The organism is Rhodobacter sp. SY28-1 (assembly GCF_005222785.1).
Lineage (GTDB): Bacteria > Pseudomonadota > Alphaproteobacteria > Rhodobacterales > Rhodobacteraceae > Tabrizicola.
The window spans coordinates 1,300,880-1,316,417 of the sequence record NZ_STGH01000001.1; the positions used below are offsets into that span (position 1 = coordinate 1,300,880).

Sequence of the window (15,538 nt, forward strand, 5' to 3'; positions counted from 1 at the left end):
CCAATCCCGACCGACAGACCCAAGGCCGATTTCCGGGCGGAAGTCGGCCTTTGCTTTGTCGTGGCATCGTGTTCCCTTGGCATCAATCACAAAAACGGTTGAATGATCGGCATATGCGTGATAATTCCACCATATGGTTGAACGAATCGACTCCGACCCCGCACCCGACCCCCAGGGCGACCCGCTCTCCCTTCCGCTCAAGGCCGCGGGCGATCCCACCCGGCGGGCGATCCTGACGCATCTGGCGCAGGAAGGCCCGGCCCGCGTGACGGACATCGCCGCGCGCTTCGACATCAGCCTCAATGCGGTGTCGAAGCACATCATGGTACTGGAGAAAGCCGGTCTGGTCAGCCGCCGGACCAAGTGGCGCGAACACCTGATCGAGGTGAACCTCGCCCCCCTGCACCAGGCCTTCCGCTGGTTCACCGACCTGCGGTCGATCTGGGATCTCCGGCAGGATGCGTTGCAAGCCCATTTCGAGAAGGACCAAACCGATGACTGACCTGACCCTTTCCATCCGCCGCACGATCAAGGCCACGCCGCAGGCGCTCTATGCCGCGTGGCTCGACCCCGCCACCATCGCCCGTTTCATGGCGGGCGGGGCCGACCAGACGGTGACCGGGGCGCACACCGACCCCCGCGTCGGCAGCAGCTTCCGCATCGTGATGACCGCCGACAAGCCGATCCCGCATGAAGGTGTCTACAAGGACATCGTGCCCCATTCGCTGATCCGCTTCACCTGGTCCTCGCCCTACTCCCCCGCCGACAGCGAGGTGACGATCCGCCTTGCCCCGGTGGCCGAGGGGACCGAAGTCACGCTGTCCCAGGTGAAGTTCCTGTCCGAAGGCGCGCGGGACGGGCATCGCGACGGCTGGGCGCGGATCCTGGAGCGGCTTGCCACGCTGCTGACGGAAGCCGCAGCCTAGCGGTCAGGTACTGGCCCCGGTCTGCCCGGGTCAGTCCCGCGCCCCAGGACCAGCCGACACAACGCATCGGTGTCGATCCCCGGGCAGACCGCGCCCGCTGGCTTGATGCAAGGCACATCCTCGCCCTGCACGATGGCGTTGATGACCGCCTCGTCCACCGCCTGCACGGCGGCCTCGTAGACCGGGTCCATCCCGTTCCAGTTCAGGCTGTGTCGGGTGATGACCGGCCCCGCGTGAATCGGTTCGGGCATCGGGTCGGCGGTCGAGAACGCCAGGAAGATGTCGCCCGAGGAATTGCCGCCCACGGTCCCCGACCGCCCGATCCCCAGGGCCGCCCGTTTTGCCAGGCCCCGGAGCAGCGCATCCGACAGAGGCGCGTCGGTCGCGAGGATCACGATGATCGACCCCCGTTCCGCGTCCTCAGGCACCGCCAGCGGCATCGCCCGGCCGACCGGCACGCCCAGAACGGTGAACCATTCGCGCCGCCCATAATTCGCCTGCACCAGTGCCCCCACCGTGTAGACCTGCCCGCCCACCGTCACCCGGCGCGACGAGGTCCCCGTGCCGCCCTTGAAGCCATAGGCGATCATCCCGTTCCCGCCGCCCGTGGATCCCTCGGCCACCGGCCCCGAGACCGCCGCATCCAGCGCCGCCACGGCATGTTCCGGCCGCACATGTAGCGCGTTGATGTCGTTCAGCGTGCCGTCATAGGTTTCGGCCACGATGGGCATGGCCCAGGCATGTTCCTCGCGGAAATGGGTATCATAGTGGCGGATCATCCACTCGGTCGCGCCATGGTGGCAGGCGCCGATGCCGTGGGTGTTGGTGACCAGGATCGGCCCCAGGAAATAGCCCGCGTCGTTCACCCAGTGCGTCCCCGTCATCTCGCCGTTGCCGTTCAGCGCATGGACCCCCGCCCAGACCGGCATCGGGCGGCCCTTGTCGGGCCGGGGCCGGATCGCCGTGACCCCCGTCCGCATCGCGCGTGCCGGGTCGGTCAGGGTGGTGAAGCCCACCGACACGCCCGCGACATCGGTGATCGCGTTCCAGGGTCCGGGAGTGCCGGGGAAAGGCAGGCCAAGCTCGCGGGTGCGGGGTTTCAGGGACATCTCGACGGCCTTCCCGGTTGTGTCCCCGAAGCCTAGGCAGCGCCACCGTCCCGGCCAAGGGGGCGCACACGTTTCCCCCTTCACCTTCGCCCGCAAACCGGCCAACATCGCGCCATCCTGCACCATGAGGCCCCCCCATGCATCGCCGTTCCGTTGCCGTCTTCGACCGGTTCCTCTCTGCCCTCGCCACCATCCTCGACAAGGCCGAGGCGCATTGCAGTGCGAAAAACATCAAGCCCGAGGTGATCCTTGCGGCCCGCCTCTTCCCCGACATGTTCTCCTTTACTCGTCAGGTGCAACTGGCCTGTGACTTCGCTGCCCGCGGCACCGCCCGGCTGGCGGGGGTCGAGCCGAAGGGCTTCCCCGACACCGAGACGACCTTCGCCGAGCTGAAAGACCGCATCAGCGCCGCGCGGGGCTACATGGGCAGTTTCCAGGCCGCCGACTTCGCCCATGCCGACACGCGCGACGTCCATTTCAAGGCAGGCGGCCGCGACATGGTTCTGAAGGGGGACGAGTTCCTGTCCTTCTATTCGCTGCCGCAGTTCTTCTTCCACGTCACCACCGCCTACGACATCCTTCGCGCGAACGGGGTGGAACTGGGCAAGCGCGACTACATGGGCGCACCATGAGCCGCGCGGTTCTGGTCATCGACATGCAGGAAGGCATGGCTGACCGCATCCGCGCGGGCCGACCGACCGCGACCTCGGACGCGCCCGACCGCATTGCAGCCCTGCTGTCGGATGCCCGGACCACCGGCACGCCGGTCCTGCATGTCCTGCACGACGACCCCAACCCGGCCTCGCCCTTCCGCAAGGGGGAGCCGGGGGCCGAGCCGATGCCCTGCGCGGTGCCCCGGACTGGCGAGACGGTGTTCTGGAAACACGGCTCCTCGGCCTTCCACGGCACCGGCCTTGACGCCTATCTCAAGTCGCAGGGCATCACCGATCTTGTCATCGCCGGGGCGGTTGCCGCCTTCTGCGTCACCTCGACCGTGCGGCAGGCCTCGGACCTTGGCTACAAGGTGCTGTTGCCGCAGGACGCGCTCCTTGGCTTCGACCTGCCCGCACATGACGGGGGCCAGATCGACGCGGAAACGGTCTTCCGCGTGACCCTGTCCCTGCTGGGCGCGGATTTCGCCACGCTGACGACGGTCGCGGACCTCGTCCCTCAGGCGGCTTGAGCGCCCGTCGGCGCCGTCACCTTTGCCCGCCCATCCGCGTCCGCCGCGCGGGCAGCCAGCATGGCGACCAGGACCAGCACCAGCGACAGCCCGGCATAGGTCGGGCGGAAGCCCAGGTGCTCGGCGACAAAGCCAATGCTCGACGGGGCAACCAGGATGCCGCAATAGCCCACCATCGTCACGATCGAGATCGCATTGGCCGAAGGAAGGCGCGGGTGGTTCCCGGCGGCCGAGAACAGGATCGGCACCATGTTCGCGATTCCAAGGCCGGCGACGAAGAAGCTGACGATCACCATCCAGTCCGCCGTCGCCACCGCCCCGCCCATCATGCCCGCCGCGCCCAGCCAGCCGGAAATCCGCAGCGTCCGCACGGCCCCAAGCCGGTTGCGCACCGTATCCCCCAGGAACCGCATCAGCGCCATCGCACCGGCGAAGAAGGCAAAGCCCAGGCCCGAGACGAAGACATCGGACCCCAGTTCCTTCTGCATGTAGATCGCCGCCCAATCCAGCACCGCGCCTTCCGGCACCATCGAGGCCAGCGCGAGGAACCCCAGAAGCCAGACGTGGAAATCCTTCGGAAACAGCTTGGTCTTCGGGGCAGGGGCCGCCTCGGCCACCGCTGCGACCGGGACATCGGGCAAGAGGAACGGCATCGCCGCCAGAACGATTGCGGCCACCACCCCGGCGGTCAGCAGCGACTGCACTTCGGACCCCCAATGCGCGATGACCCAGGCCCCGGCCGACCCGCCGATGAAGCCGCCAAGACTCCAGAACCCGTGGCTGGAGGACATGATCGCCTTGTCCAGCCGCCGCTCGATCACCACGGCCTGGGAATTCATCGCGACGTCCATGCAGCCCGCCATCGCCCCGAAGACCGCCATGAACAGCGCCAGAAGCCAGAGGTTGGGCGAGAAGACCACCATCGGCAGCACCGGGATCAGCGCCAGCGAGAACAGCGACAGCACTCGCCGCCCACCGTAGACGCTGATCAGCCGTCCGGCGAACAGCATGGCCGAGATTGCCCCAAGCCCAAGCACCAGGATCAAGAGGCCCAGCACCGATTCCGTGACGTCGTGGCGCGGCATGAGCAGCGGGATCTGCGGGGCCCAGGCCCCCATGACAAAGCCGTTGGCCAGGAACATGGCCGCCACCGCCCACCGCGCGCGCCGCGCTTGAACATCCACCTGCATCTTCTGCCTCACGATTGTTAGCGCATGTCATATTCCCCTTGCGACGCAGGGGAAAGGGGCGGGCGATCAATCCGTGTTGCAAGGTTGTAAGGAATTCCGACCCGCGCAGTCGGGATTGCCGCAGGTGCAAGCTCCCCTTCGCCGTGCTTCCCTTGCGCCTGCAACAGCCCAGGTCCCGCCCATGTCGCGCATCGCCCTTCTGAACCCGCCGCACCGGTCCATCGGCAGCCGTGTCCCGGGGGAACTTCTGCCGCCCTTGGGTCTTCTGCAGATCGGCGGGCCGCTGATCGACGCCGGGCACCAGGTCCGCCTTATCAACGCCGACCTCGCCCCGATGCGTCTGCCTGCGATCCTTGACGCGCTGGCCGCCGACCCACCCGACATCCTGATGCTCGGCCATTCCGGCTCGACCTCGGCGCATCCGACCTGCCTTGCCATCACCGCCGCCGTCCGCGCGGCCTTGCCTGCGGTGACCATCGTCTACGGCGGAGTCTATCCCAGCTACCATTGGCAGGACATCCTGTCCGAGGCCCCGCAGATCGACGTCATCGTCCGGGGTGAGGGCGAGGTCACAGTGGTTGCCCTGGCCGCCGCCCTCGCCACCGGGTCGCCGCTGGGCACAATCACCGGCCTCGCCTTTCGCAAGGACGGCCAGCCTTTCGCCACCCCGCCCGCGCCGATGATCCGCGATCTCGACCAGCACCGCACGGGGTGGGAACTGATCGACTTCGCTGCCCATTCCTACTGGGGCGGGTTGCGGTCGGTGGTGATGCAGTTCTCGCGCGGCTGCCCGCACCCCTGCACCTATTGCGGCCAGCGCGGCTTCTGGACCCAGTGGCGGCACCGCGACCCGGTGGCCTTTGCGAAGGAGATCGCCCGGCTGCACCGCGACCACGGCGTGCAACTGGTCAACCTCGCCGACGAAAACCCGACCTCGTCCCGCAAGGCGTGGGAGGCTTTCCTGCACGCGATGATCGCCGAAAACGTCCCCGTCCTCATCATCGGCTCCACCCGGGCCGATGACATCGTCCGCGATGCCGACATCCTGCACCTCTACAAACGCGCGGGATGCCTGCGCTTCCTTCTGGGGCTGGAAGGCACCGATGAGGCGACCTTGCAGACCGTGCGCAAGGGCGGGACCCGCGCCAAGGACCGGCAGGCGATCCAGCTACTCCGCCAGCACAAGATGATCGGTCTCTGCACCTTCGGCGTGGGGTTCGAGGAAGAGACGGATGCCGACTACTGGCGTCTCCTGCGCCACCTTCTGGCCTATGACCCCGATCAGGTGATGTCGGTCTTTGCCACCCCGCACCGCTGGACCCCCTTCCACGGCCAAAGCGCGCATCGCCGGGTGATCCGCACCGACCTGCGCTTCTGGGACTACAAGCATCAGGTGTTGGAGACCCCGCGCGTCCCGGCCTGGCGGGTGTTTCTCTGGGTCAAGCTGATCGAGGCCTGCCTGCAACTTCGGCCCAAGGCACTGTGGCGGGCCCTCATGCAACCCGACCCCACGCTCCGCCATGCCCAGCGCTGGTACAGCCGGATGGGTGCCCGGGTCTGGCTGCACGAAATCCGCGACGCGATCCTCAGCCGCACCCGCCCCGGCCCGACCGTGGGGGCCTTCTGGGGGCAGGACCAGCTGCCGGAACTGGCGCTTGACCGCCGCGCCCCACGCGACCAGATGCCCCGCCCCTCGCATGCAGCCCTTCCAGCCCGGCGATAGCGCGTCCGCTTTGACCTCTCGCCGACCGATGCGCTTCGCCCCGTCGATCCGAGCGGACTTCGGCGGCGGCGTCCTCGGGCGCCTGAAGCGCATCCGGGCGACGTGGACCGGGGCTGACGCCCACAATGATCCTGCTCAGGTCCCACGCGGCTTCGCGCGCAGGGTCGGCTCGGCCTGCATCGGGTCCTCGGGCCAGGGATGGCGCGGGTAGGCCCCCCGCATGTCCTTCCGCACGTCGGCATAAGAGGTCGCCCAGAACCGTGGCAGGTCGGTCGTCACCTGCACCGGCCGCTGCGCCGGGGACAAAAGCGTGACCCGCACCGGCATCCGCGCCGCGCCCACGACCGGATGCACCGTCACCCCGAACATCTCCTGCAGCCGCACCTCGATCGCCGGGACCTCGCCGTCATAGTCGATCGGGATCTTCCGGCCCAATGGCGTCTCGAAGCTGCCCGGCACCAGCCGGTCCATCTCGGCCAGCCGGTCCCAGCCGATCAGCCCTTGCAGCGCCGTCACCAGATCGAACCCCCGGATGTCCGCTTCGGTCTTCACGCCAGAAAGATGCGGCAACAGCCACTCCTCGGCACTGGCCAGAAGCTCCACATCATCCACCCCCGGCCAGCCTTCGCCCCGCGCCAGACGCGCCCGCGCCCGCAGCCGCCGCGCCGCAGGCGACCAGGGCAGTCCCAGAAGCCGCACCCCCTCCAGTGCCGCCCTTGCGACAGCCTCCGGGGCCGCTTCCCAATGCCGATCATCCAGCAATAGCGCCCCCAGCCGCTCTTGCCGGCGCGAGACGACCCGGCCCTCGCGCCGGGACCATTCGCAGACCTCGACCCATTGGATACGGTCCGCGTAAAGCCCCCGCACCTCCGCCTCGGAAATCGCCACCGCCTGCCGCACCAAAGCCTCGCGCGCGTCGCCGTCGAGGTCCGTCGCCACGATCAGCCGCGCCCCCGACAGTGCCAGCCCCGGAGCAATCGCCGCCCCCTTGCCGCCAGACAGAACCCAGCGCGGCGCCTCGCCCTTCCGCCGCAGCCCGATCCGGTCCGGATAGGCCAACGCTGCCATTTCGGCCAGCGACAACCCCGCCCGTTCTCCCTTCGGCGCCGCCGCCTCCAGCCGCTTCGCTTCGGCCCGCACTCGTTCCACTACACCCCGGTCCGCCTCCGGCCCCGGTCGCTGGATCGCTTGCATCCGCAAAGCCAGATCCGGCCCCGCCCCGCGCAGCGGGTCCCGTTCTGCCAAAAGTGCGGCCAAGGTCGCCGCCCCCGGCCCGGCGACCGCCAGCATGTGACCCAGACGCGGATGCAAGGGCAGCCCCGCCAGCACCCGGCCATGCGCGGTGACATGCCCCCGCGCGTCCAGCGCGCCCAACCCCACAAGCAGGCTGCGCGCCTCGGCCAGCGGTCCTGCGGGCGGCTGCGTCAGGAACGGCAGCTCCGCGCCGCCCCACAGCGCCAGTTCCAGCGCCAGCCCCGTCAGGTCCGCCACCTCGATCTCGGCGGGCGGGTAGGGGGCAAGGCCGCCTTCCTCGCCCTTCGTCCACAGCCGGTAGCAGACCCCTTCCGCGACCCGCCCCGCCCGGCCCCGCCGCTGTTCCGCCTCTGCCTTCGTCACCCGTTCCGTCACCAGCCGCGACATTCCCGAATTCGGATCGAACCGCGCCCGACGTGACCGGCCCGCATCCACCACCACCCGGATGTCCGGCAAGGTCAGCGAGGTCTCCGCAATCGAAGTCGCCAACACCACCTTCCGCCCCTCCACCGGGGCCAGCGCCGCCCGCTGCGCCGCAAAATCCATCGCCCCGAACAGGGGCCGCACCGCCACCCCCGGCAGATCGCGCAAGAGAGCCTCCACCCGCCGGATTTCTCCTTCACCGGGCAGGAAGACCAGCATCCCGCCGTCAGTCTCCTCCAGCGCCGCCTTCACTGCCCCCGCGACCACTGCCTCCAGCCGCATCGAGGCATCCGGCGGCTTCGGCAACCACCGCGTCTCCACCGGATAGGCGCGACCCTCCGAGGTCACCACCGGAGCATCGCCCATCAGTGCCGCCACCGGCCCCGCATCCAATGTCGCCGACATGACCAGAAGCTTCAGGTCCTCACGCAGGGCCCCCCGCACCTCCAGACACAGCGCCAAGCCAAGGTCGGCATTCAGGCTGCGCTCGTGGAATTCGTCGAAGATCACCAGCCCGACACCCGAAAGCTCCGGGTCCGACTGGATCATCCGCGTCAGGATGCCCTCGGTCACCACCTCGATCCGCGTGGCCGACGAGACCTTGGCCTCCCCCCGGATGCGATATCCAACGGTGCGACCTACGGCTTCGCCCAGCGTCTCCGCCATCCGCTCGGCCGAGGCGCGGGCGGCCAGCCTGCGCGGCTCCAGCATCAGGATGCGGCCCTCGACCATTCCCCGCGCCAGCAGGTCCAACGGCACCAGCGTCGTCTTCCCCGCCCCGGGCGGCGCCTGCAACACCGCCACCCCGCGCGCGGACAGCGCTGCGGCAAGCTCGTGCAGGACATGGGAGACGGGCAGTTCGATCATGCCCCGCTTATCGCGCGCAGCCGCCGCCTCCGGAAGCCCCAAGAAGTTTCGCCGAAAAATCTTGGGCCCCGCCTCTCGCCAAGTCTGCCCCGATCCGGCACAACACCGGCATGGACACCACCGAACGCGCCAAGCTGATCCGCCAGGGCGACCGCCGCGCGCTGGCCCGCGCCATCACGCTGGTCGAAAGCGCCCGTCCCGATCACCGGGCCGAGGCTCTGGCGCTGCTGACTGCGTTGCGCGACGGACCTCAGGCCCTGCGCATCGGCCTGTCAGGCACGCCCGGCGTCGGCAAGTCCACCTTCATCGAGGCTTTTGGCCTGATGCTGACCGGGCAGGGGCTGAAGGTCGCCGTCCTTGCCGTCGACCCCTCCTCCGCCCGCTCCGGCGGCTCGATCCTTGGCGACAAGACGCGGATGGAACGGCTGTCGCGAGATCCGAACGCCTTCATCCGCCCTTCGCCCAGCCAGTCCCAGCTCGGCGGCGTCGCACGCCGCACCCGCGAGGCCGTGGCGCTCTGCGAAGCCGCAGGTTTCGACGTCGTCCTGATCGAAACCGTGGGCGTCGGCCAGTCCGAAACCGTGGTGGCGGAACTTTCCGACCTCTTCCTCCTCCTCCTCGCCCCCGCTGGCGGGGACGAGCTGCAAGGCGTGAAACGTGGCATCATGGAGATGGCCGACCTGATCCTGGTGAACAAGGCCGACGGCGACCTGAAACCCGCCGCGATGCGCACCGTGGCTGATTACACCGGGGCGCTCCACCTGCTGCGGAGACGCCCGCAGGACCCCAAGGGCTTTCCCAGGGCGCTCCCCGTTTCGGCGCTGGCCAATGAAGGCCTGACCCAGGCCTGGGCCGATATGCAGACCCTGATCGCCTGGCGCAAGGAACACGGCCACTGGGACCGCACCCGCGCTGCCCAGGCCCGCCACTGGTTCGAGGCCGAAGTCCGCGATGGCCTTCTGTCCGCGCTCACCCGCGAACCGCAGAAGGGCCTGATGACCAGCCTCGGCGACCGCGTCGCTGCCGGTGACCTTGCCCCCGAAGCTGCCGCCGCTGAAATGCTGCGCCTCCTCGGCCGCGCCGGGTGACCGAAGGCGAGTGCATCTTCGACGGTGACCTCCTCCGGGCCCGTCTCTGGCTGCCGGACCGCCCCACCAGCGCGCTTTACGTCACCTTCCGACAATGGGACCCCGAGCCCGGCCAGTTCGACACCCGGGGGCCGGTCCAGCGCGCCCTGTCGGCGGGCCTTGCGCATCTGCACGTCCAGAGCCGCTGGAACGACTGGTTCCTGAACGCCGAAACCCCGGCGCTTGAGGCCGCCCTGAGGACGCTTCGCGCCCGCTTCCTGACCGCGCGCGCCCTCGGCTTTTCCATGGGCGGTTACGCCGCGCTGCGCTTCTCGAAATCCCTCCGCCTCAATCAGGTCCTCATTGTCTCGCCGCAGGTCTCGCTCCACCTGCCCGGGGAAGACCGCTACCCTCAGGCAGCCCGCTTCGACCCGGTGGCGGGCGACCTGTCAGCCCATGCCCGCCCGGACCTGACGGGCGTCATGGCCTTCGACCCGACCCACCGGCTCGACCGGCTGCATGCCGAGCGGATCATGGCCCTTCTGCCCGGCATCCAACCCGCCAGGCTATCCTTCGGCGGCCACCCCGGCACCGCGGCCATCGGCAAGGCAGGCGGCTTCCCCGCCTTGCAACGGCTCAGCCTGTCGTCGCGGCTTGCAGCAAGCGACGTGGTGCTCCTGCATCGCAGTCTGCGCCGCACCTCTGCCCACTACTGGAGCGAACGGGCAGACCGGCTTTTGCGATGCGGCCGCACGGCCCTTGCCGCCCAGGCCATGGACCGGACCGAGGCGCTTGCCGATCCCGCGCAATGGTAGGGTGGGCGATCCGCCCACCTTACCTTGCCGTGTGGCGACCCCCGCCCGTCGGTGCTTGACGCCGCCGGGGATTCCCCTTACACGCCCCCAATCGAATTCGAGGGCTGGGATTCCCCGCCTTCCCCCGCTTTTGACGAATCGAAGGAACACCGCAATGTCGCGCGTCTGCGAACTCACCGGCAAGGGGCCGATGTCTGGCAACAACATCAGCCACGCCAACAACAAGACCCGTCGCCGGTTCCTCCCGAACCTGAACGAGGTCACGCTGATCTCCGACGTGCTCGGCCAGTCGTTCAAGCTGCGCGTCACCGCTGCGGCCCTGCGCTCGGTCGACCACCGTGGCGGGCTTGACGCCTATCTGGCCAAGGCCAAGGACGACGAACTGTCGGCCGCCGCGCTGAAGATCAAGAAGGACATCGCCAAGGCCCAGGCTGCCGCCTGATCCTTCGCGATTGCCGTGAAAAGGCCCCGCCTTCGGTTTGAAGGCGGGGCCTTTCTCGTTATCGTTCTGCAACACGACCGGAGTTTTCGAAAAGTCCGGACTGGAGCCTTAACAAGCTCGGGTGCGCGTTCTTCGAAGAACGCGCGGTGCCGAACGATCCAAATGTCACTGACGACGCTCTTGTCTGCGAACTGTCCCGCCGTGCAGACTCAGCATCCGGGTAGGGTGGGCGACCCGCCCACCGCCCGGTCAGGGGATCAGCCGGCGCAATAGGCCTCGGCGGTCTGGCCAAAGCTCTTGTAGCGCTCCCAGAAGGCATCGTCGGATTTCGACTGCGAGACCCAGGTGGAATGGGCGGCCTCCGGGTCCTTGAAGAACTTCGCCGCCCGCTTCTGATCGCCGCCCGACAGCGTCATGTCCGCCGCCTGCTGGATGCAGCCGCACAAGCTGCGGTTGCCACCCCGGTCCGACGCCATGCAGGCCCGCTCGATCGGACCCGCTGCCGCGATGCTGGACAGTGCCGGTAGAAAGGCCGCAGCGGCGGCCAAAAGCGCGATGGATTTCATGTCACTCTGCCTCATTCGCCGGGCACGGAGCGGGTCATCCCCTGACCGCCGCCGGTCATTTTGTACCTGCCATGATGCCAAGTCCAAATGATTTTTTCAAGCTATGACAGGGGCTTGCGCCAGGTTGGCGGATTTCCGCAACCCCTCGCGGCCCGAGGTCGAGGCTGCTACAAGATGCAGTGGCAGCACCTTCCGTGCGGGCTGTCCCTTGCCCTCGGACACAGGAACGTGAAACGCATGCCCCATCCGCCCCCCAGCCCGCGCACCAAGGCCCGCCGCCTGCACGACAAGGCCAGCTACGACCGGGCCGTGATCGACGCAATCCTCGACGCCATGCCGGTCGCCCATGTCGGCCATATCGTGGACGGCTTTCCCGTGGTCACGCCGACGCTGCAATGGCGCGAAGGCGACCGGATCTACTGGCATGGCTCCTCGGCCAGCCGGATGCAGAAGCGGGCGACGGATCGGCAAGTCTGCGTGACCGTCACGCTTCTCGACGGCATGGTCCTTGCCCGCTCCGGCCTCGAACACTCGGTCAACTACCGCTCGGTCATGGTGTTCGGTCAGGCGGAACTGGTCGAGAGTGCCGCGGCCAAGACCGACCATTTGCGCAGCATGATGGAGCAGATGTTTCCCGGCCGCTGGGATCAGCTGCGCCCCATCACCGATCAGGAACTCAAGGCCACCCGCATCCTCTCGCTGCCCCTGACCGAGGCTTCGGCGAAGGTTTCCGCCGGCCCGCCCATCGACCTGCCGCAGGACCAGGCCTGGCCGGTCTGGGCCGGTGTCCTGCCCATCCGACTGGCCGTGGGCCCACCCGAACCCGCCCCCGACCTTGCTCCCGGCCTGCCCGTGCCCGACCACGCAAGGGCCTATCGCATCGGCTGATCCCGTCCGCATTGCGCGTCGACGACTTCGTCCCTCCTCGCCCGGGTGCCGCCCCCGCGACGAGGAGACGAAGTCGAACGAGGAGCCCCCCTTTCGCGGCCTTGCAGGGCAGGCTATATGCGCCCCCATGATCACGCTCGACCGCATCCGCAATTTCTCCATCGTGGCGCATATCGACCACGGCAAATCCACCCTGGCCGACCGGCTGATCCAGTCGACGGGCACGGTCGCCGAACGCGACATGCAGGCCCAGCTCCTGGACTCGATGGATATCGAACGCGAACGCGGGATCACCATCAAGGCCAACACCGTCCGGATCGAATACCCGGCCAAGGATGGCAAGACCTATATCCTGAACCTGATCGACACCCCCGGCCACGTCGACTTCGCCTACGAGGTCTCCCGCTCCATGCGCGCCGTCGAGGGTTCGCTGCTGGTGGTCGACGCCTCCCAAGGCGTGGAAGCCCAGACCCTCGCCAACGTCTACCAGGCCCTCGACGCAGGCCACGAGATCGTCCCCGTCCTGAACAAGATCGACCTCCCCGCTGCCGAACCCGAGCGCGTCAAGCAGAACATCGAGGACGTGATCGGCCTCGACGCCTCCGACGCCATCCCGATCAGCGCGAAGACCGGCCTCGGCATCCCCGATGTGCTCGAGGCCATCGTCCACCGCCTCCCCGCCCCCAAGGGCGACCGCAACGCGCCCCTCAAGGCCATGCTCGTCGACAGCTGGTACGACGCCTACCTCGGCGTCGTCGTCATGATCCGCATCATCGACGGCGTCGTCAAAAAGGGCGACCGCATCAAGATGATGCAGACCGGCGCGGTCTACGGCATCGACAAGCTGGCCGTCCTGAAACCCCAGATGGTCGACATCCCTGAACTCGGCCCGGGCGAAATCGGCGTCTTCACGGCATCCATCAAGCAGGTCCGCGACACCAAGGTCGGCGACACGATCACCCACGAAAAGAAACCCTGCGACGCCCCTCTCCCCGGCTTCAAACCCTCGGTCCCCGTCGTCTTCTGCGGCCTCTTCCCCGTCGACGCCAACGACTTCGAAGCCCTGCGCGACGCCATCGAGAAACTCGCCCTCAACGACGCCTCCTTCACCTATGAGATGGAGACCTCCGCGGCCCTCGGCTTCGGCTTCCGCATGGGCTTCCTCGGCCTTCTCCACCTCGAAGTCGTCCGCGACCGGCTGGAGCGCGAATACGACCTCGACCTCATCACCACCGCGCCGTCCGTGGTCTTCAAGCTCCACATGAAGGACGGCGAGGTCCGCGACCTCCACAACCCCGCCGACATGCCCGACCTCACCTACGTCGACCATATCGAGGAGCCGCGGATCAAGGCCACGATCATGGTCCCCGACGAATACCTCGGTGACATCCTGAAACTCTGCCAGGACCGCCGCGGCATCCAGTCGAACCTCACCTACGCGGGGACACGGGCGATGGTCGAATACGACCTGCCGCTCGCCGAAGTGGTCTTCGACTTCTACGACCGCCTGAAATCGGTGACCAAGGGCTACGCCAGCTTCGACTACCAGATCAGCGAATATCGCGAGGACAACCTCGTGAAAATGTCGATCCTTGTGAACGACGAACCCGTCGACGCCCTGTCGATGATGGTCCACCGCGACCGGGCCGAGGCCCGCGGGCGTTCGATGGTCGAGAAACTGAAAGACCTGATCCCCCGCCACATGTTCAAGATCCCGATCCAGGCAGCCATCGGCGGCCGCGTGATCGCGCGTGAAACCCTGTCCGCCATGCGCAAGGACGTGACCGCCAAGTGCTACGGCGGCGACGCGACCCGGAAGAAGAAGCTTCTGGAGAAGCAAAAGGCCGGCAAGAAGAAGATGCGCCAGTTCGGGAAGGTGGAGATCCCGCAGGAGGCCTTCATCTCGGCGTTGAAGATGGATGGGTGAGGGGTGGCCAACTCATGACGATCGAATTGCCTAAAGTCTCCTTCTCTGAGCTTGAAATCGAGAAGTTCATTCATTCGTCTGAGAACTATCTTCCGCAATATAGATCACTTAGGCTTTTGGGGGCGTCAATTTCAAATGCCGACGAGGCAATGTCTCTGGCCTTGGCGGTATATGGCTGGATGCCAACGATTCTTCGGTCGTTGGAAATTTCCAATGAGCAAGTGGAACTAGTTCGGCAGTCCAAAGACATCGGCTCGGCCGCTTCGGTTGTGCGAGACTTTGCAATACCCCCAGTAAATAATAGCTGGGTCGGAAGCAGCAAGTTCTTGCACTTTCTGAATCCTGATTGCTTCCCAATCTGGGATAGTCATATTGCGAGGGCATTCGGATGGGCTCGCCGTGATCAGTACGAATCTTCTTCGCGATACATCGCCTACATGATGGCTATGCGTGACTTGCTTCCTTTGTCGGAAGAAAGCACTTCCCAAACCATCAGTCGGATCAAGATTCAGTTTGGTTATGAGATTAGCCCACTGCGAGCACTAGAGTTTCTGATCTTCTCCGAATCTCGTATGCGGCATCGAGGGCAGCAAGCGTAGGGTGGGTACCAACCCACCACCCACTACCAATAGACCTCACCCCTCGGCGCGACCCTCACGATCAGCACCACCACCCGGTCCTCCTCGATCTGGTAGATCACCCGCCAGGTCCCGACCCGGATTCGCCACTCGTTCTCCCGGCCTTCCAGCTTGCGGCACCCCGGCGGCCTCGGGTCATCGGCCAAGGCGTAGATCGCCGCCTGTATCCGCCGCGCCAGGCGCATGTCCTTGATGGCGAGGAAGTCCTTCTTCCCCCGCCGGTCGAACTCCACCGTCCAGAGCGTCATTCGGCGGCGTGACCCTTGGCCAAATCGGCGAAGACCTCCTCCGCCGAATACCGCTCGTTCGGGTCATAATCCGGGCGCGCGCGTTCCTCGTCCAGCTGCTTGCGCCAGAACGCATCCTCGGCGCTCTCCATGAACGCAAGATCCTCCATCGTCACAATCGCCGCCACTGCTTTGCCGTGCCGGGTGATCGTCACCTGTTCATGCCCATGCTCGACCTGCCCCAGCAGGTCCGCCAGCCGCTCCCGCGCTTCCGATACCGTGACTTCGATCAT

Annotated in this window: 17 protein-coding genes; 11 read left to right on the forward strand and 6 right to left on the reverse strand. The window is 67.1% G+C overall.

The window, feature by feature from the left end; translation table 11 throughout:
• The first annotated feature begins 133 nt into the window (after positions 1 to 133).
• Positions 134 to 502, forward strand: a complete 369-nt coding sequence (locus E8M84_RS06375) for a helix-turn-helix transcriptional regulator (protein WP_137110307.1) — start codon at positions 134 to 136, stop codon at positions 500 to 502.
• Positions 495 to 926, forward strand: a complete 432-nt coding sequence (locus tag E8M84_RS06380; RefSeq protein WP_137110308.1) for an SRPBCC domain-containing protein — start codon at positions 495 to 497, stop codon at positions 924 to 926. Before E8M84_RS06375 ends, E8M84_RS06380 begins: the two co-directional genes overlap by 8 nt.
• Here the strand turns inward: E8M84_RS06380 and E8M84_RS06385 are convergent.
• Positions 923 to 2,035, reverse strand: coding sequence for a P1 family peptidase (locus E8M84_RS06385; RefSeq protein WP_137110309.1), 1,113 nt, complete (start codon positions 2,033 to 2,035; stop codon positions 923 to 925). The two genes, E8M84_RS06380 and E8M84_RS06385, sit on opposite strands and share 4 nt — an antisense overlap.
• A gap of 137 nt (positions 2,036 to 2,172) precedes the next feature.
• Between E8M84_RS06385 and E8M84_RS06390 the strand changes: the two genes are divergently transcribed.
• Together E8M84_RS06390 and E8M84_RS06395 are read left to right on the forward strand one after the other, a co-directional pair.
• Positions 2,173 to 2,667, forward strand: a complete 495-nt coding sequence (locus tag E8M84_RS06390) for a DUF1993 family protein (RefSeq protein WP_137110310.1) — start codon at positions 2,173 to 2,175, stop codon at positions 2,665 to 2,667.
• The gene (locus E8M84_RS06395; protein WP_137110311.1) at positions 2,664 to 3,218 is read left to right on the forward strand and encodes a cysteine hydrolase family protein; all 555 of its coding nucleotides are present in this window, start codon (positions 2,664 to 2,666) and stop codon (positions 3,216 to 3,218) included. Before E8M84_RS06390 ends, E8M84_RS06395 begins: the two co-directional genes overlap by 4 nt.
• Here E8M84_RS06395 and E8M84_RS06400 read toward each other — a convergent pair.
• Positions 3,206 to 4,408, reverse strand: coding sequence for an MFS transporter (locus E8M84_RS06400; RefSeq protein ID WP_137110312.1), 1,203 nt, complete (start codon positions 4,406 to 4,408; stop codon positions 3,206 to 3,208). The genes E8M84_RS06395 and E8M84_RS06400 overlap by 13 nt on opposite strands.
• 181 nt (positions 4,409 to 4,589) lie before the next feature.
• Between E8M84_RS06400 and bchE the strand changes: the two genes are divergently transcribed.
• Positions 4,590 to 6,131, forward strand: coding sequence for a magnesium-protoporphyrin IX monomethyl ester anaerobic oxidative cyclase (gene bchE, locus E8M84_RS06405; RefSeq protein WP_137110313.1), 1,542 nt, complete (start codon positions 4,590 to 4,592; stop codon positions 6,129 to 6,131).
• Between the two features lie 135 nt (positions 6,132 to 6,266).
• Here the strand turns inward: bchE and hrpB are convergent, their stop codons facing one another.
• A complete protein-coding gene (gene hrpB, locus E8M84_RS06410) occupies positions 6,267 to 8,675 on the reverse strand; it encodes an ATP-dependent helicase HrpB (RefSeq protein WP_137110314.1) in 2,409 nt (802 codons plus the stop codon).
• Positions 8,676 to 8,785: 110 nt separating this feature from the next.
• On the opposite strand from hrpB, the gene meaB reads away from it, so the two are divergent.
• The 3 genes from meaB to rpmB all read left to right on the forward strand — a co-directional run bounded on the left by meaB (position 8,786) and on the right by rpmB (position 10,999).
• Positions 8,786 to 9,763, forward strand: coding sequence for a methylmalonyl Co-A mutase-associated GTPase MeaB (meaB, locus tag E8M84_RS06415; RefSeq protein WP_137110315.1), 978 nt, complete (start codon positions 8,786 to 8,788; stop codon positions 9,761 to 9,763).
• Positions 9,760 to 10,557 (forward strand): alpha/beta hydrolase, encoded by a 798-nt coding sequence (locus E8M84_RS06420; RefSeq protein ID WP_137110316.1) that lies wholly within the window; start codon positions 9,760 to 9,762, stop codon positions 10,555 to 10,557. The genes meaB and E8M84_RS06420 overlap by 4 nt, the downstream gene beginning before the upstream one ends.
• A gap of 154 nt (positions 10,558 to 10,711) precedes the next feature.
• Positions 10,712 to 10,999, forward strand: a complete 288-nt coding sequence (rpmB, locus tag E8M84_RS06425; protein ID WP_137110317.1) for a 50S ribosomal protein L28 — start codon at positions 10,712 to 10,714, stop codon at positions 10,997 to 10,999.
• 257 nt (positions 11,000 to 11,256) lie between these two features.
• On the opposite strand, the gene E8M84_RS06430 is transcribed toward rpmB, so the two are convergent.
• Positions 11,257 to 11,565: a hypothetical protein gene (locus E8M84_RS06430; RefSeq protein ID WP_137110318.1), complete on the reverse strand. Its 309-nt coding sequence runs from the start codon at positions 11,563 to 11,565 to the stop codon at positions 11,257 to 11,259.
• A gap of 237 nt (positions 11,566 to 11,802) precedes the next feature.
• On the opposite strand from E8M84_RS06430, the gene E8M84_RS06435 reads away from it, so the two are divergent.
• The 3 genes from E8M84_RS06435 (at position 11,803) to E8M84_RS06445 (ending at position 14,979) form a co-directional block, all read left to right on the forward strand.
• Positions 11,803 to 12,453 (forward strand): pyridoxamine 5'-phosphate oxidase family protein, encoded by a 651-nt coding sequence (locus E8M84_RS06435; protein ID WP_137110319.1) that lies wholly within the window; start codon positions 11,803 to 11,805, stop codon positions 12,451 to 12,453.
• Positions 12,454 to 12,580: 127 nt separating this feature from the next.
• Positions 12,581 to 14,380 carry a translation elongation factor 4 gene (gene lepA / locus E8M84_RS06440; protein WP_137110320.1) on the forward strand — a complete coding sequence of 600 codons (1,800 nt, stop codon included), beginning with the start codon at positions 12,581 to 12,583 and terminating at the stop codon, positions 14,378 to 14,380.
• Between the two features lie 14 nt (positions 14,381 to 14,394).
• Positions 14,395 to 14,979, forward strand: a complete 585-nt coding sequence (locus tag E8M84_RS06445) for a DUF6308 family protein (RefSeq protein WP_137110321.1) — start codon at positions 14,395 to 14,397, stop codon at positions 14,977 to 14,979.
• Positions 14,980 to 15,002: 23 nt separating this feature from the next.
• On the opposite strand, the gene E8M84_RS06450 is transcribed toward E8M84_RS06445, so the two are convergent.
• Both E8M84_RS06450 and E8M84_RS06455 read right to left on the reverse strand, forming a co-directional pair.
• Positions 15,003 to 15,266 (reverse strand): type II toxin-antitoxin system RelE/ParE family toxin, encoded by a 264-nt coding sequence (locus E8M84_RS06450; protein ID WP_137110322.1) that lies wholly within the window; start codon positions 15,264 to 15,266, stop codon positions 15,003 to 15,005.
• On the reverse strand, positions 15,263 to 15,538 hold the full coding sequence (locus E8M84_RS06455) for a type II toxin-antitoxin system Phd/YefM family antitoxin (protein ID WP_170971860.1): 276 nt from the start codon (positions 15,536 to 15,538) through the stop codon (positions 15,263 to 15,265). Before E8M84_RS06455 ends, E8M84_RS06450 begins: the two co-directional genes overlap by 4 nt.

What these genes read in the sequence shown, in the direction of transcription:
- E8M84_RS06375 (WP_137110307.1), top strand. Translation starts at nt 134, where the DNA reads ATGGTTGAACGAATCGACTCCGACCCCGCACCCGACCCCCAGGGCGAC.
- E8M84_RS06380 (WP_137110308.1), top strand. Translation starts at nt 495, where the DNA reads ATGACTGACCTGACCCTTTCCATCCGCCGCACGATCAAGGCCACGCCG.
- E8M84_RS06385 (WP_137110309.1), bottom strand. Translation starts at nt 2,035, where the DNA reads ATGTCCCTGAAACCCCGCACCCGCGAGCTTGGCCTGCCTTTCCCCGGC.
- E8M84_RS06390 (WP_137110310.1), top strand. Translation starts at nt 2,173, where the DNA reads ATGCATCGCCGTTCCGTTGCCGTCTTCGACCGGTTCCTCTCTGCCCTC.
- E8M84_RS06395 (WP_137110311.1), top strand. Translation starts at nt 2,664, where the DNA reads ATGAGCCGCGCGGTTCTGGTCATCGACATGCAGGAAGGCATGGCTGAC.
- E8M84_RS06400 (WP_137110312.1), bottom strand. Translation starts at nt 4,408, where the DNA reads ATGCAGGTGGATGTTCAAGCGCGGCGCGCGCGGTGGGCGGTGGCGGCC.
- bchE (WP_137110313.1), top strand. Translation starts at nt 4,590, where the DNA reads ATGTCGCGCATCGCCCTTCTGAACCCGCCGCACCGGTCCATCGGCAGC.
- hrpB (WP_137110314.1), bottom strand. Translation starts at nt 8,675, where the DNA reads ATGATCGAACTGCCCGTCTCCCATGTCCTGCACGAGCTTGCCGCAGCG.
- meaB (WP_137110315.1), top strand. Translation starts at nt 8,786, where the DNA reads ATGGACACCACCGAACGCGCCAAGCTGATCCGCCAGGGCGACCGCCGC.
- rpmB (WP_137110317.1), top strand. Translation starts at nt 10,712, where the DNA reads ATGTCGCGCGTCTGCGAACTCACCGGCAAGGGGCCGATGTCTGGCAAC.
- E8M84_RS06430 (WP_137110318.1), bottom strand. Translation starts at nt 11,565, where the DNA reads ATGAAATCCATCGCGCTTTTGGCCGCCGCTGCGGCCTTTCTACCGGCA.
- E8M84_RS06435 (WP_137110319.1), top strand. Translation starts at nt 11,803, where the DNA reads ATGCCCCATCCGCCCCCCAGCCCGCGCACCAAGGCCCGCCGCCTGCAC.
- lepA (WP_137110320.1), top strand. Translation starts at nt 12,581, where the DNA reads ATGATCACGCTCGACCGCATCCGCAATTTCTCCATCGTGGCGCATATC.
- E8M84_RS06445 (WP_137110321.1), top strand. Translation starts at nt 14,395, where the DNA reads ATGACGATCGAATTGCCTAAAGTCTCCTTCTCTGAGCTTGAAATCGAG.
- E8M84_RS06450 (WP_137110322.1), bottom strand. Translation starts at nt 15,266, where the DNA reads ATGACGCTCTGGACGGTGGAGTTCGACCGGCGGGGGAAGAAGGACTTC.
- E8M84_RS06455 (WP_170971860.1), bottom strand. Translation starts at nt 15,538, where the DNA reads ATGATCGAAGTCACGGTATCGGAAGCGCGGGAGCGGCTGGCGGACCTG.